Source organism: Psychrobacter sp. NPDC078929, assembly GCF_050267985.1.
Lineage (GTDB): Bacteria > Pseudomonadota > Gammaproteobacteria > Pseudomonadales > Moraxellaceae > Psychrobacter.
Genome location: NZ_JBNNFX010000007.1, coordinates 69,523 through 84,358, shown reverse-complemented (window position 1 = coordinate 84,358; position 14,836 = coordinate 69,523). Strand labels below are relative to the sequence as shown.

General features: G+C 42.9%; 11 protein-coding genes and 1 riboswitch. Of the genes, 7 read left to right on the top strand and 4 right to left on the bottom strand.

Features of this window, described 5'->3' with window-relative positions; all coding sequences use genetic code 11:
- Positions 1 to 453: 453 nt before the first annotated feature.
- From ACQKCG_RS05755 to ACQKCG_RS05740, 4 genes are all read left to right on the top strand, one after another.
- Positions 454 to 1,563: a hypothetical protein gene (locus ACQKCG_RS05755; protein WP_134292265.1), complete on the top strand. Its 1,110-nt coding sequence runs from the start codon at positions 454 to 456 to the stop codon at positions 1,561 to 1,563.
- A gap of 208 nt (positions 1,564 to 1,771) precedes the next feature.
- Positions 1,772 to 2,527 (top strand): endonuclease/exonuclease/phosphatase family protein, encoded by a 756-nt coding sequence (locus ACQKCG_RS05750; RefSeq protein WP_102078254.1) that lies wholly within the window; start codon positions 1,772 to 1,774, stop codon positions 2,525 to 2,527.
- 186 nt (positions 2,528 to 2,713) lie between these two features.
- Entirely contained in the window at positions 2,714 to 3,745 is a 1,032-nt protein-coding gene (locus tag ACQKCG_RS05745) for an NADP-dependent oxidoreductase (protein WP_134292266.1), read from the top strand.
- Between the two features lie 195 nt (positions 3,746 to 3,940).
- A complete protein-coding gene (locus ACQKCG_RS05740; RefSeq protein WP_134292267.1) occupies positions 3,941 to 4,798 on the top strand; it encodes an EcsC family protein in 858 nt (285 codons plus the stop codon).
- Between the two features lie 32 nt (positions 4,799 to 4,830).
- Here the strand turns inward: ACQKCG_RS05740 and ACQKCG_RS05735 are convergent, their stop codons facing one another.
- The 3 genes from ACQKCG_RS05735 to ACQKCG_RS05725 form a co-directional block, all read right to left on the bottom strand.
- The gene (locus tag ACQKCG_RS05735; protein WP_134292268.1) at positions 4,831 to 5,448 is read right to left on the bottom strand and encodes an alpha-ketoglutarate-dependent dioxygenase AlkB family protein; all 618 of its coding nucleotides are present in this window, start codon (positions 5,446 to 5,448) and stop codon (positions 4,831 to 4,833) included.
- 20 nt (positions 5,449 to 5,468) lie between these two features.
- A complete protein-coding gene (locus tag ACQKCG_RS05730) occupies positions 5,469 to 6,359 on the bottom strand; it encodes an alpha/beta fold hydrolase (protein ID WP_134292269.1) in 891 nt (296 codons plus the stop codon).
- 81 nt (positions 6,360 to 6,440) lie between these two features.
- A complete protein-coding gene (locus ACQKCG_RS05725; RefSeq protein WP_134292270.1) occupies positions 6,441 to 8,357 on the bottom strand; it encodes an ABC transporter ATP-binding protein in 1,917 nt (638 codons plus the stop codon).
- 369 nt (positions 8,358 to 8,726) lie between these two features.
- On the opposite strand from ACQKCG_RS05725, the gene ACQKCG_RS05720 reads away from it, so the two are divergent.
- Together ACQKCG_RS05720 and ACQKCG_RS05715 are read left to right on the top strand one after the other, a co-directional pair.
- Positions 8,727 to 9,575, top strand: coding sequence for an EamA/RhaT family transporter (locus tag ACQKCG_RS05720; protein WP_134292271.1), 849 nt, complete (start codon positions 8,727 to 8,729; stop codon positions 9,573 to 9,575).
- 176 nt (positions 9,576 to 9,751) lie between these two features.
- On the top strand, positions 9,752 to 10,642 hold the full coding sequence (locus ACQKCG_RS05715) for a fructose bisphosphate aldolase (protein WP_102092670.1): 891 nt from the start codon (positions 9,752 to 9,754) through the stop codon (positions 10,640 to 10,642).
- A 122-nt stretch (positions 10,643 to 10,764) separates the two neighbouring features.
- Here the strand turns inward: ACQKCG_RS05715 and thiC are convergent, their stop codons facing one another.
- Positions 10,765 to 12,879: a phosphomethylpyrimidine synthase ThiC gene (thiC, locus tag ACQKCG_RS05710; protein ID WP_227543666.1), complete on the bottom strand. Its 2,115-nt coding sequence runs from the start codon at positions 12,877 to 12,879 to the stop codon at positions 10,765 to 10,767.
- A 249-nt stretch (positions 12,880 to 13,128) separates the two neighbouring features.
- A riboswitch (TPP riboswitch) is annotated at positions 13,129 to 13,273 on the bottom strand.
- Between the two features lie 293 nt (positions 13,274 to 13,566).
- Here thiC and pstS point away from each other — a divergent pair.
- Positions 13,567 to 14,733 carry a phosphate ABC transporter substrate-binding protein PstS gene (gene pstS, locus ACQKCG_RS05705; RefSeq protein WP_057757805.1) on the top strand — a complete coding sequence of 389 codons (1,167 nt, stop codon included), beginning with the start codon at positions 13,567 to 13,569 and terminating at the stop codon, positions 14,731 to 14,733.
- The last annotated feature ends 103 nt before the right edge of the window (positions 14,734 to 14,836 follow it).

Sequence of the window (14,836 nt, the reverse complement as noted above, 5' to 3'; positions counted from 1 at the left end):
GAAAAGTCTGGCTACTATTGAAATATACAGTGTGTTCTTATTTTATATATAGATTATATAAAAGATGGGTTCGTTTGGTAAAAATACAACCTAAGCACTTTTATATATACGATTCAACTAATTAGGACAGTGCTAGCAATCTGAAAGTAGATGTCGAGATTCTGGTATTTAGATTCAAATTCTCAAGATAATTATCTGAATATGTAGCTATGTTCGTTAAGGCAGTTCTTTAACAATATAGAGTGCTCTACTTACAAAGCGCTATCATTTGCTTGCAAATTAACCCTACAGGGAGTGGGGTATAGCTGTTAGCATCAAGATAATGGAATTTAAATATTATGCATCGATAAGATGTAAGAAAAACACGGATAGAAATTTCTAAGCTCATAAAAATATATGAGTAAAGAAATACATAAAGTTAAAAATGAACGATAATAAAACAAGGAGCAATATATGAAAGCGACTCTTAAAAGTTTACGTGAGACTAAAGCGAATCCTGCAGTAAGTATCTTTGTTAAAACGCATCGTGAACATCCAGCCAATGAGCAAGATCCTATCGCTCTAAAAAATCAATTGAAAGTTGCCGAAGATCGTCTGACAAAAGAGTACGATAAACGCACAGCGACTACCATTTTAGATAATATTCAAAATAAAATCAGTGAGCTCAATCACAATTATAACCTTGATACTTTAGCTATATTTGCTAGTACAGATGATGTGCAAGTCATTCGTATGCCAATTGATACAACAGAACGCGTTGTGATCTCAGATAGATTTGCTACGCGTGACTTGGTTCGTGATATGGCAAGTGCGGTTCATTATTATACGGTGGTCTTAACTCGTGATAATGCGCGTTTGATTGAAGCGTCTAACGACCGCGTTGTAAGAGAGTTCGATAAAGATGATGATGCACAAAACAATATGGAGAACATTCAGTTCCCTGTTGAAAACAACGGACTATACACAACAGGCGACGGTGGCTCAGATCGCTCATCAAACAATGAAAGCAGTCACTTAAAAGAATTCTTTAACCAAGTTGATAAAAGTGTCCAAGAATTGTGGGGCGAGCATAAAATGCCTCTTGTTATAGTTGGTGATGCAAAAAATATTGGCTACTATAAAGAAATCTGTGATCGTCCAGATAACATCATCGCTACAGTATCGAATGCGACCAATCTAGAAGACGGTAGTGCTCAGCATATCGTAGATAGCGTGCAAGAAGCCGTAGAAGAGTATCGCACCTCATTACATAAAGCTGCATTGGGCGAAATCGACAAAGCTCGCGGTGCGAATATGTTGCAGACTGACTTGCAGGAAGTATATCGAAGTGCTTTCCAAGGAGCTGGCGAGACACTTTATGTACGACGTGGCTATATACAATCTGCTAAGATTGATGAAAAGGCACAAACGTTAAGCCCTGCCAATGATGCTACGGAAGGCATCACAGATGATGCAATCGGTGAAATCATCGAGCACGTCATTCACAATGGCGGCGAAGCTGTATTTATGCCACAAGATATTATGGGTGAAGATCAACCAATAGCGCTAGTAACTCGCTACTAATCTGACGATGACACCTATGCGCGATGTTCATTTATGAATCAGCCATTTATGAATTAGCCATTAATAATACATAGGTGTACTATGAGAGCATTGGTTCAATACGAGCCAGTGCTCTTTTTATGTCTGTCATTACAATCACTATGGATGCTATCGTAGCTGAGCTATTGATCTTTACTCCATAAATAATGAGCGTACAACTAACCAAACTATGACTACCACCTCTTTTGTTTTAACCAGCTACAACATCCACAAAGGCATGTCACCGCTGAATCGCCAAGTGAAGATGCAAGGTATTGCTCAGGCGCTAGAGTCTGTGGGTTCAGACGTCTTGTGCCTGCAAGAAGTGCAAGGCCAAAACCTTAAACGCAATATGCAATACAACGAGTACCCAGATCAATCGCAGCATGAATGGTTCGGCGAATTTTTAGATTTGCAAAACAGTTACGGTAAAAACTCCGAATACGAAAACGGCCACCACGGCAATGCAGTATTGAGCCGCTTTCCGCTAGACCCCAAACACAATGTAAATATTACGGTTAATAAGCTTGAGCAGCGCGGTGTCTTGCACTGTGAGGTACAGCCTATCGGTTGGGAGATGCCAGTTGTCGTATTGTGTGCACATTTAAATTTATTTGAGCGTGATCGTATCAAGCAGTATCAAGCGATTAGTGATTACGTGCGAAATGAGATTGCGCCGGATCAACCACTTATCCTGGCAGGCGATTTTAATGATTGGAAAAAGATGTCTTGTGACAAACTGGCGTCAGATCTCGGTATGATAGAAGCGTTCAAGCATTGTCATGGCAAGCTGTTGCCAACCTTTCCCGCAAAACTGCCAGTACTTAGCTTAGATCGTATCTACGTGCGCAATTTGCTTGTGAAGGATGCTTGGGTACACACTGGAAAACCTTGGTCATCGCTATCAGATCATCTGCCCATTAGTGCAGAGCTGATGCTGCCCTAATACCTAACTATAATAATTCGTCTAAATGTATTATATTGGCAATCTATCGATATATGAACAATTGTCTTTATTGATCATATTATCGATTAATTATGCTCTCGATTGAAAGTGCTATTTGCAGCACAATGTTTCAATAAAATGAAGACCAAGTACAGCCTAATAAACAAAATATAAGGATATTCTACGATGGCAACAGCGTCTACTACTAATAACAATCAACAAGCTAACCACAACATACCTAAGACTCAGCACGCCGTACTCATACGCGAGTTCGGTGAGCCGGAAGTAATGAAATATCAAGATGGTGCTGATGTCCCTGAGCTACAGGACGACCAAGTACTGGTAAAAATTGCCTATGCTGGGATTAACCCTGTCGATTATAAAACCCGCCAAGGTAAAGGCTGGGGTGCGGAAAACATCCGTAAAGACAAGTTTGAGAATGATCAGCCAGCTATTTTAGGATTCGATGTATCAGGCGAAGTAGTCAGCAGCAATAGCGATGAGTTTGCTGTTGGCGATAGAGTAGCGGCCTTGACTTTTACCGGTGGTGGCTACGCGCAATATGTGGCAGTAGATGCCAAGTTGCTTGCAAAAGTACCAGATAATGTCAGCTTAGAGCAGGCAGGTGCTTTGCCTTGTATTGGACAAACGGCACTACAGTTTGTAGATTTTGCTGATATAAAAACAGAAGAGCATGTGGTGATTAATGCACCAGCAGGCGGTGTCGGTCATTTACTAATCCAATTGCTCATGAATAAAGTGGCGCAAGATAACATCAAGGTGACGGTAATTTGCTCACCAGAAAAGTACGCCAAGCTTGATGAGTTGATAGACGTATCTAAGCTAGCAGGTTGGATAGATTATACCAAAGATGAAGCGTTTCCTGACCTACAAGCCGATATGCTACTTGATTTAGTCGGTAATGATGCAGGTGTCCGCGCGCTTAGCGTGCTCAAATTAGGCGCCCGCGTAAATGTGTTACCAACTATCTGGGTTGATAAGCTCAAAGAAGCCGGTCAGCGAAAAGACTTAGCAGTAGCAGGCTATAAAGCGCAGCGTAGTGGTCAAGATATGGCGCGTGTTTTACAGGAAGTGGCCGATGGCAAGCTGACTTTAAAAATTCAAAAAACCTATCCACTCTCAGAAGTTGTTGCAGCGCACCATGAGCTACAAAAAGGCGATGCTTTTGGCAAGATTGTCTTGGCCGCTGCTGAGTGAATGTAAAGATTTCCCAAGTATTAGGTAGTGTTTGGTAGGATTTATTAGTAAAGGGATGTCTGTTGAAACCCAGTAAACTTAACTGATGACTTAACAAATCATACAAAAGTTTTATGTTGGACAACAGAACGTCCCTGTAGTCTTTGCTTATTTATCATAGGATAGAAAGCGAACGATACTAATAAAGGGAATAATATGACTATCAACAATAAGACCAGCAATGAAAAAACAGATGACCACATTGCTTATGAAGCAAAAGTACGTGCAGAGATAGAAGCATGGAAGAACCCTGATAAAGGTATTTTGGATAAGACGCTCGCAGTGCTTAATACCCCTGTGGTAGCAGCCGGTGATGCGTTGATGGAAGCTCCACAATTTGGCGATTCTCTAAAAAAAGCAACTGAGGAAACGATTAGTGCTTTGAGTGATGCAGCCAATTGGACACTGGACACTCAAGACGTTATTGATAGCTATCAAGAGGCAGCAGATATTAACGACTTCTCTATCAAAACGCTGTCTGACATCAAAAGTCTACCCATTGCTGTTATAGATAAACAAGTTAAGCTTTTTAAGAGCAAATATGTAGCGCTAACCAGTGCGCAAGGGGTGACTACGGGGGTTGTAGGCTGGGCAGGTATCCCTGCTGATGTCGTTGGGCTTATTACAGCTAATCTACGTGCGATTGGAGAATATGCAACGTACTATGGCTTTGATATCAATGATGAAGGCGAGCAGCTATTTGCTATGTCTTTATTGGCTGTAGCAACTTCTGCCTCTGTTGAGGAACGTAAAGCGGCGTTAGATGACACTCATGCAATGATCAAAGATCCAGAAACTCAAGCATTTAATCAGATTAATGAAGAAGTCATGTCTCGTGTACTGCGCCAGACAGCGACTAAAGTAGCCACTAACATCGTTAAGACAAAAGCCGCGCAAATTATTCCAGCAGTGGGTGCAGTAGTCGCAGGTGGTGTTAATGCTAGCTACACTGCCAATGTGTGTGAAGCTGCTTACCAGTGTTATCGTGAGCGCTTTTTAGATCGTCTCGCGTAAGATTTAGATGGCTCGTTAAGTCAGCGATAGTATCAAGATGTAAGCATATGCCGAAACGTTAAACTGATTCGCCCAGCATCGACCGTCTTTGTCTTGGTGATCGTATGTTTCCAAAAGGTTTGTGTGTCACCATGCATCACAACGAGCTGACCAGACTCAAGATAAAGTTCAACTTTGTCTTGAGTTTTTTTATGCTTAAAAACAAATTTGCGTGTGGCACCAAGCGATAAGGAGGCGATGACTGGTTGCTGACCGAGCTCTTTTTCGTCATCAGCATGGTAGCCCATACCATCAGCGCCAGAAGGATAGTAATTAAGCAGGCAGGTGTTGAAATTAGTGGTGACACCGATTTTTGCTAAAGCTTGCTCAATTCTCTGTTTCACGTGAAACACTTTATCTGACCATGGAACGGTTTGTCGCACATGTCCCGAGTATTGGTAATTGGCATTTTTGTCTCCCATCCAGACAATTTGCCGAGTGGTTATATGGGTTTTACCAAATAACGTCACGATGTCTGGCTGCCAAGGTAGCTCATTTAGTAGAGTGTTATAAAGGGCAGTGGCATCGTCGATAATTACGCCTAAATCATTCACCTTACCATCATAGGGTAGTAAATTATCCGTGGGTGCAGGGGCAAAGAGATCAGTCATAATTTAGTCGTTGTAAATCCTTATTTGCTGCTTTTGTAGTGCTCGTTAATAATTTGAGCGCATAGTTCAGGCGCTTCCATTGGCAATAGATGGCCATAATCTGTCAGCGAAATAAGACTGCTATCTGGAACAAATTTTTTCCATTGCTTGCGTACTTTGTCATTGATGAACAGGGTAGGCTTGCCTGTAATCAACGTGTAGGGACAGCGTAGTTTTTTAAGGGCAGCATCGATATGAGGTGCGCCAAAATAATTGGCCAGCTCTTGTTCTGGTGCAAACATAAGCGTATAGCTACCATCTGTGTTTTTGCTCAGGCTTTGTTCAGCAAATACTTGCAAGTGCTCATCGCTGATACGTTTATAAGCACGCTGCGCACGTAGGCTCTCGTAATAACTATGGGTACTTGGCCAAGTAGATTGCTTAGTTAAGGTGCTTTTGAAAGGCTCGCGGCTCAGTAGGACAGAGCGTGGCAAAAGGTTATATAAGGTGGCTTGGTGTTTGGTAAATGTGACTGGCTCGATCAAGTATAACTGTGAAAATAGCTCTGGACGTTTGGCAGCTGCCATCGCTGTAGCCGTAGCCCCTTGCGAATGACCAATACCTATGACAGGCTTATTTTGGGTCTTTTCTAAAAACTCAATCAGCAGATCAGCATCTTGCTCGCGCGTAAGACGACGGCTTTGAGGCTTATCATACCAGTAACCACGTAGGGCAAGTGAGCTGATATCAAACTCAGTGGCTAGCTTACTTAATAGTGGTGTATAAGTGCCAACGGTAAAACTATTACCACTATAAAAATGTGCTGGCGCGCGAGGAGTAGAGCTTGAGTCTAGCGGCTGATTAAACTGGCTAAGGTCATAGTAGCGTGCCTGTTTTCCGCCAAGATTAATGCGGTTTGTGAATGCTTCCATAAAATAAACACTTCCTTGTGAATTATTTTGAGTGATTTTTTTGCAGTTTGTCTTTTTATGATTGAACTGACTTAATGAATCCTAGTTGTCTTCACCTAAGAAGCCACCGCTTTGACGTTGCCACAGTCGAGCGTAGACACCGTTTAATGCTAACAGTTCATCATGACTACCTTGCTCAATGATGCGGCCTTGATGCATAACGACCAGTCTATCCAATGCGGCAATAGTAGACAGGCGATGGGCAATAGCAATAACGGTCTTACCGGTCATGATGTCATTTAAGCTTTCGGTAATAGCATATTCAATCTCAGAATCTAGCGCACTAGTCGCTTCATCTAAAAGTAAAATCGGTGCATTTTTTAGCATAACACGTGAGATGGCGATACGCTGACGTTGACCACCAGAGAGTTTGACTCCGCGTTCACCCACTTGGGTATCGAGACCTGTATTGCCTTTATCATCATATAAGTCTTTGATAAAGTCCCATGCCTGAGCTTGTTTGGCAGCGATCATAATTTCTTCATCAGTAGCATCAGGACGACCATAGGCGATGTTTTCACGTACAGTACGATGTAGCAACGAGGTATCTTGAGTCACCATACCAATCTGTTGACGCAACGATTCTTGTGTGACCTCGTCGATAGCTTGACCATCAATCAGAATCTTACCGCTATCGACATCAAAGAAGCGCAATAGCAAATTGACCAAGGTCGATTTACCAGCACCTGAACGCCCAACCAAACCAATTTTTTCACCTGGCTTAATATCTAAGTGGAAGTTGTCCAACAGTTTGATATATGAGTTAGGAGCGCGTTTAGCGATGCTGGTACTATCAACAGTCTCGCCAGTTTGTCCATTGTCTTCTTCGTCATTCTCATAACTGAAGTCAACATGGTCAAATACGATACGCCCGTCCGTGACGGATAGGGCTGGCGCGTCAGGTTTATCAATGATTGTCTGCGGCGCTGATAACGTACGCATACCATCTTGAACTGTACCGATACTCTCAAACAAACTGGCTGTCTGCCACATAATCCAACGCGTCAAACCATTTAGACGCAATGCCATGGCAGTCGCAGCAGCAATGGCACCAACACCAACTGCGCCTTGTTGCCACAAGTACAATCCAATACCTGCCGTACTACTGACCAAAATCACGCTGATAAGATGGGTCGATACTTCTAAATAGCTGACCCAGCGCATCTGCGCATGTACCGTACCTAGAAATTGCCCCATGGCGTTTTTGGCGTAGCCCAGCTCACGACGAGAATGGCTAAATAGCTTAACGGTCATGATATTGGCATAAGCATCAGTGATTCGTCCTGTCATCAAGGCACGGGCATCCGCTTGCACAATCGCTGTTTGTTTAAGCTTAGGGATAAAGTACCAAATGGTAATGGCAACCAAGACCAGCCAAATGACAAATGGAATGAGTAGTAAGCTGTCTAAATTAAACAAAATCACCCCTGAGGTGATAAAGTAGACAGAGACATACATAAACATATCGGTGACGGTCATTACGGTATCGCGTACTGCTAGGGCTGTCTGCATTACCTTAGCTGAGACACGACCCGAAAACTCATCCTGATAAAACTGCATGGATTGCCCAAGCATTCGCTGATGAAACCGCCAGCGCATCTGCATAGGAAACACGCCTTGCAAGGTCTGAAAATGGATAAATGATGACAAGGCGATCCACAATGGGCTAACTATCATGACAGCGAGCATGATGAGTAGCATATCGCCTTTTTCTACCCATAAGTTTTGCGGCGTATAAACGCCCAACCAATCGACGATATTACCTATCCAAGCAAACAGCATGGCCTCGTAAATACCGATACCAGCGGACAAAATCATAAAAATTAGTAGCCAGCCGCGTAAGCCATTGGTACATGCCCACAAAAACTTCAGCATACCATCTTTAGGTGATGGCAATGGCATGGGTGTGTCTGGAAAGGCGGGTAGACGGTTTTCAAAAAAGCGAAATAAAGCATTCATAGGCAGTAATAAAACATCAATAGCAGTACGTCAAGATGAACGAGAGCACTCGTTATCTAGAATCTTTACTTTTGTGATTGGAATTAGGTGCTATTTTAGCAAAATTACTAATCATACCTGCATGCTAATTGTAATTTGCTTAAGAATAGCTATGTTTTGAGAGCTTCAGTTATAACTATAATAAATAGATTGCTGTAGAAAAAATATTTTGTTACATTCTATATCCAAAATTATTCATAGTTTAAATATTGCTTTTATAAGTATGATTTTATTGCAAATATCAGCTGATTAGCAGGTATTTTATTTAATAGTTTTTATCAATATACGAACAGTGATAACTCAACATTGAAGTTCAGAAGGTAGCAGTGAATGATGTATTTAATAATAGCGGTGCTATGTAGCGTCGCCGTCTCCGTACTTTTGAAAATATTGCGCCAGAAAAATATAGATATTCGTCAGACCATCGTGGCAGGCTATCCTGTGGCGTTTTTACTGACTTGGGTGTTACTAAAACCTGATGTAGGTGCCATTCATGCGCTTGATAGCGCTTGGGCAATCATCATTGCGCTTGGAGTACTATTACCTGCTGTATTTATCATTCTCGGACGAGCTATTGAAGCGGTGGGGATGGTAGCAACCGACGCCTCTCAGCGCTTGTCACTCATTATCCCCATCGTAGCGGCTTTTTTGCTATTCGGTGAGGTGCTGACTGGTACACGTATACTTGGATTGGCGTTAGGTTTTCTGGCATTAGGTGCGCTCGTCTATCGACCACAGCATAACGATATTACTCGCCAAGCAAAGCATACGCCACTATGGTTATTCGGGGTATGGGCAGGCTACGGCATTATTGATATTTTGTTCAAACAAGTGGCAAAACAAGGGGCGGCCTTTCCGTTGACTCTACTGGTAAGTTTTGGCGTAGCAGGTGTATTGCTTTTAATCTATTTACTGGTCACACGGGTACGTTGGCAAAAACAAGCGCTTATGACAGGTCTACTGCTCGGCACATTGAACATGGGCAATATTTATGCCTATGTGCGGGCACACCAAGTGCTGCATGATTCTCCTAGCATCGTCTTTACTGGTATGAATGTCGGTGTTATTGCCGTAGCGACATTGATTGGCGTAGGTGTATTGAAAGAGCAGTTAAACCGTATCAATATAGTAGGCTTAGTATTGGCAGTCTGCTGTGTAGGGGTACTATTTTTGGCGTAATGCGCATTGTCTAAAAGTATTGGTTTCATGATTTTTTGGCTATATTGTCACGTATCCTATATAGGCATACAAATCATCCTATGATAAGGTTATCTACAAATAACACGGCTTGTATGGAATAAAAAAGCTTAGTTTATGATATTTAATTTAACCAATAAAAATAGGATGCAGGCTCAATGGAATACGATAAGCAATTACAGCGTATAAAAAATAGTTCAGGTTTTATTGCTGCTCTTGATCAAAGTGGTGGCAGCACACCAAAAGCGTTAGAGACTTATGGTGTCAGCAGCGATGCTTATGATAATGATGAGGCCATGTTTGATTTGGTTCATGAAATGCGTGCTCGTATTATGACGTGTGACTGTTTTGATAGTGATCGTGTACTTGGTGCAATTTTGTTTGAAGACACTATGGAGCGCGAAGTCAATGGTAAGTCGACGGCCAATTACCTATGGGAAGATAAAAATATCGTACCATTTTTAAAGGTAGACAAAGGTCTGGCTGAGCAAATGAGCGGCGTACAAATTATGAAGCCAATCCCGAATCTAGATCTATTATTAGACAAAGCAAAAAACTATCCCGTATTCGGTACTAAAATGCGCTCAGTCATCTATGAGCCAAATGTCGATGGTATCGAGCTTGTGGTACAGCAGCAGTTTGATGTGGCTAAGCAAATTATTTCAAAAGGTTTGATGCCTATCGTCGAGCCAGAGGTCAATATTGAAAGCACTCAAAAGCATGAGTGCGAGTTACTGTTGAAGACAGATATACTGCGCAATCTGGAACGCTTAAGTGACGAACATCAAGTGATGCTCAAGCTGACGTTACCAGAAGAGGCAGGGTTTTATCAGGAGCTGATTGACCATCCTAAAGTGTTAAAAGTTGTGGCGTTATCTGGTGGTTATAGTCGTAGCGATGCTTGTGCCAAGCTTAAACAAAACCCAGGTATGATTGCGAGCTTCTCGCGTGCCTTTACTGAAGGCTTGAGTAAGCAACAAAGTGATAGCGAGTTTGCTGAAACCATTAATACGTCAATTGAAGAGATTTATGAAGCGTCGAAAGTGTAAACGTAGTAAATAAAAACTCGCACATAAATCATGAGTAAATAAGCAAAAAAGCCCTACTAGATAAGTGTGCAAATACTTAAATAGTAGGGCTTTTCTTATTTCAAAAGCATAGGTTATTAACACTACACCTCTTTATATAACTGGCGTCCTTCGTTGTTATATTTCTTAGTCATCTCCGCCATGCCTTGGCGAATTTCCTCAGCAGTGGCTTCACCAACTTGTCCAACGAGCTCTGTATCTACCTCTTTGATTAGATGACCAGCGTCAGTTAAGTCGCCTGTTTGCGGCGTTACTTTTTGGTTGGCAGCAGCTTTATCTAGTCCTGCTGCATATTCACGCACGTTTTGAGTGATTTTCATTGAACAAAACTTAGGGCCACACATGGAGCAAAAGTGTGCCGATTTGTGTGCGTCTTTTGGCAACGTCTCATCATGATATTCACGTGCAGTATCAGGATCGAGCGCTAGGTTGAACTGATCATCCCAGCGGAATTCGAAACGGGCTTTAGATAGCGCGTTGTCACGTGCTTGTGCTCCTGGATGACCTTTAGCAAGGTCAGCAGCGTGTGCAGCGATTTTATAAGTAATAATGCCGTCTTTGACGTCTTTTTTATTTGGCAAGCCTAAGTGTTCTTTTGGCGTGACATAGCATAGCATCGCTGTACCAAACCAACCAATCATCGCAGCTCCGATGGCGCTAGTGATATGGTCATAGCCTGGAGCGATGTCTGTCGTTAATGGCCCTAAAGTATAGAAAGGCGCGTCAGCACATAGCTCAAGCTGCAAGTCCATGTTTTCTTTGATGCGGTTCATCGCGACGTGTCCAGGGCCTTCGATCATTACCTGTACATCGTGCTCCCATGCCACTTTGGTCAATTCACCAAGCGTACGTAGCTCACCGAACTGCGCTTCATCATTGGCATCTTGCAAGCAACCAGGGCGTAGGCCATCACCTAGACTAAATGCTACATCGTACTGTTTCATAATCTCGCAGATGTCTTCGAAATGCGTATATAAAAAGCTTTCCTTGTGATGGGCTAAACACCACTGCGCCATGATAGAGCCGCCGCGTGAGACGATACCTGTCAGACGTTTTGCGGTGAGCGGCACATAGCGTAATAGCACGCCAGCGTGAATAGTAAAGTAATCTACGCCTTGCTCTGCTTGCTCGATCAACGTATCACGGAATATCTCCCATGTAAGATCTTCAGCGACGCCATCGACTTTTTCTAATGCTTGATAAATCGGTACCGTACCAATCGGCACAGGAGAGTTACGGATTAGCCATTCACGGGTTTCATGAATGTGATTGCCCGTTGATAAATCCATGATGGTATCCGCACCCCAACGTGTTGCCCACGTCATTTTAGATACTTCTTCATCGATAGACGAGCCCAGCGCTGAGTTACCGATATTGGCATTGATTTTCACCAAGAAATTGCGCCCGATGATCATCGGCTCAGACTCAGGGTGATTGATGTTGTTTGGAATAATTGCACGTCCAGCTGCCACTTCATCACGAACAAACTCAGGAGTGATGATTTGAGGAGTATTGGCACCGAAGCTCTCGCCATCGTGTTGACGCATATCAGTCAGTTCATGCTGCTTTTGCGTCTCACGAATAGCGATATATTCCATCTCAGGGGTGATGATGCCACGGCGTGCATAGTACATTTGCGTGACGTTCTGTCCTGCTTTGGCGCGACGCGGTTTATCAATATGAGCAAATCTAAGATTGGCAGTACTGATGTCGCGAGCACGTGCTTGTCCGTATGAGCTAGATAGGCCGCTTAATTGCTCGGTATCATTGCGTTCTGCGATCCAGTTCTCACGCAATTTTGGCAATCCACGTGTAAGGTCGATATCGACATTAGGGTCGGTATATACACCTGAGGTGTCATACACATAAAACGGCGGATTATGCTCACCGTCTTTATCTCCAGTACCGCCAACAGGCGTATCAGCCAAGCTGATTTCACGCATCGGTACTTGGATATCAGGTCTTGAGCCTTCGATATAGACTTTTCTTGAGGCAGGTAAAATACGGTGTAGGTCGCGCGCATCCTCTTCGAAACGGGCATCACTTGCGGCACGGTGAGCAGGGGTTTTTAGCGCATCTGCTTTTTTATCTGCTTTGACGTTGGTCGTGTCAGCAGCATTTGAAGCAAGCGTTGTGTTGTCGGCTGGGTTATGCGTTTGGGCTTTCGGTGCAATTGAGGTAGTGTCTGCAGTAGTCATATGCTGTCCTAGCGTGTTGGTTTTTTGAATAAAATCAACACCGCCAGTATCTGCGGGGGTAGGCATCCATCATCTAGACAAGTTTATATCATGAACCCACAACTTCGACCAAAAAGTATCGTCGCGCATGGTGATCATCAAATATTGGACGCAGCTTTATATCATCTCTTCTTATCTGTTTATGCATTACGCATATTAAGACAATAGTGACGATAAAAATGTATTTCTACGCGCCCTTTGTCATAAATAACAAAGTGCTTAAGACTTCCCTGCGTCGGTACTAACCGCATCAGGTTCGGCGGGTGATCTCTCAGCGAATGTATCAAGGCGACTACTTTGATAAAGCAAGTTTAATAAAGTGAGCCAAAAATACACCGCACCCCGAGTCTGTCAGTGTTGTAAATCAGCCTTCATACTAACAAAATTCTCTACCAACGGCTAATAGTATTTGGATACAAATATTCTGTGTCACACATACTATTCAATATTTTTGTGAATAATTTTTCTGAGTGTTGATAGATGAGAGTGCTTAATACTGCTAGGTTGTAGACGAATTATTCAAATATTATGTAAAGCGAATGAAGGATTCTAGAAGTTGTCATTAAACTGTCATAAAGATTTGGCAAGATAACACGCATATCACAAGCAATGCTTTTTTATACCGTTGTTAAACTTCAGGAGTCCTACATGCGTTATTCGTTATTAGCAGTGGCCGTCAGTTGTACATTAATGCTTACGGCGTGTAATAAGTCAACAGATACGGCGGAGCCAACTGCTGATACTAGCAGTAGCGCTGTGACAACAGCTGAAACAACCTCTCAGACAGCATCTTCTGCTACGTCAGATTTTAAATCAGCTGAAAATATCGCTATGAATATTACAGGTGCAGGTGCGTCATTCCCGCAGCCTATCTATGCGAAATGGTCATATGACTACAATGCTGCGACCGGTGGCCAAGTCAACTATCAGTCGATTGGCTCATCTGGTGGTATCAAACAAATTCAGTCAAAAACAGTAGACTTTGGTGCTTCTGATGCACCAATGACGCCTGAAGAGTTAGACGAAGCAGGTTTGATTCAGTTCCCAACAGTCATCGGTGGTGTTGTACCAATTGTCAACATCGACGGTGTTGAGCCTGGTGCACTGAAGCTAGACGGCACAACGCTGGCTGATATCTATTTGGGTAAAATCAGTAACTGGAATGACCCTGCGATTAAGGCGATGAACCCAGATTTGACCTTGCCAGATGCCCCAATCACAACAGTATTCCGCTCAGATGGTTCAGGTACGACGTTTAACTTTACTGACTATCTTGCCAAGGTTTCACCAGACTGGAAAGACACCGTTGGTGTTGATAAAACCGTCAAATGGCCGACTTCTGCTACTGGTGCAGGCGGTAAAGGTAACGAAGGCGTCTCAAGCTACGTAAACCGCATGAAAAACTCTATCGGTTATGTTGAGTATGCTTACGCTAAGCAAAATAAAATGTCACATACTGCGCTGAAAAACGCAGCTGGTAACATCGTACAGCCATCTGCTGAGACGTTTGCTGCGGCAGGTGATATCGACTGGTCACAACAAGAAGGCTTTTATAAAGTCATCACCAACTCTGAAACTGACCAAGCATGGCCTATCGCTGCTGCGACCTTTATCTTGGTACATAAGCAACCAGAAAATCCTCAGCAAGTCGCTGGCGTGTTGAACTTCTTTGACTGGGCTTATACCCAAGGTGATGACAGCGCCATGGAACTAGACTACGTACCATTCTCTGACACGGCAGTAGCCTTGTTCAAAGAGAAGTGGAACGAAGTAAAAGGTAGCGATGGACAGCCTGTCTACAAACCAGCTCAGTAATTTGTTTTTGCTAAATACTATTTAGCAACTGACAAGTTATCCTCTCGAATAACTATTCTCCGGTAGTTGTTTGAGAGGTTTTAACACAGCAAATTTGATGGAT

Excerpts from the sequence above, each read along its gene's own strand:
- ACQKCG_RS05750 (WP_102078254.1), top strand. The coding sequence starts at position 1,772 with ATGACTACCACCTCTTTTGTTTTAACCAGCTACAACATCCACAAAGGC.
- ACQKCG_RS05715 (WP_102092670.1), top strand. The coding sequence starts at position 9,752 with ATGGAATACGATAAGCAATTACAGCGTATAAAAAATAGTTCAGGTTTT.
- ACQKCG_RS05740 (WP_134292267.1), top strand. The coding sequence starts at position 3,941 with ATGACTATCAACAATAAGACCAGCAATGAAAAAACAGATGACCACATT.
- ACQKCG_RS05745 (WP_134292266.1), top strand. The coding sequence starts at position 2,714 with ATGGCAACAGCGTCTACTACTAATAACAATCAACAAGCTAACCACAAC.
- ACQKCG_RS05730 (WP_134292269.1), bottom strand. The coding sequence starts at position 6,359 with ATGGAAGCATTCACAAACCGCATTAATCTTGGCGGAAAACAGGCACGC.
- thiC (WP_227543666.1), bottom strand. The coding sequence starts at position 12,879 with ATGACTACTGCAGACACTACCTCAATTGCACCGAAAGCCCAAACGCAT.
- ACQKCG_RS05755 (WP_134292265.1), top strand. The coding sequence starts at position 454 with ATGAAAGCGACTCTTAAAAGTTTACGTGAGACTAAAGCGAATCCTGCA.
- ACQKCG_RS05720 (WP_134292271.1), top strand. The coding sequence starts at position 8,727 with ATGATGTATTTAATAATAGCGGTGCTATGTAGCGTCGCCGTCTCCGTA.
- ACQKCG_RS05735 (WP_134292268.1), bottom strand. The coding sequence starts at position 5,448 with ATGACTGATCTCTTTGCCCCTGCACCCACGGATAATTTACTACCCTAT.
- pstS (WP_057757805.1), top strand. The coding sequence starts at position 13,567 with ATGCGTTATTCGTTATTAGCAGTGGCCGTCAGTTGTACATTAATGCTT.
- ACQKCG_RS05725 (WP_134292270.1), bottom strand. The coding sequence starts at position 8,357 with ATGAATGCTTTATTTCGCTTTTTTGAAAACCGTCTACCCGCCTTTCCA.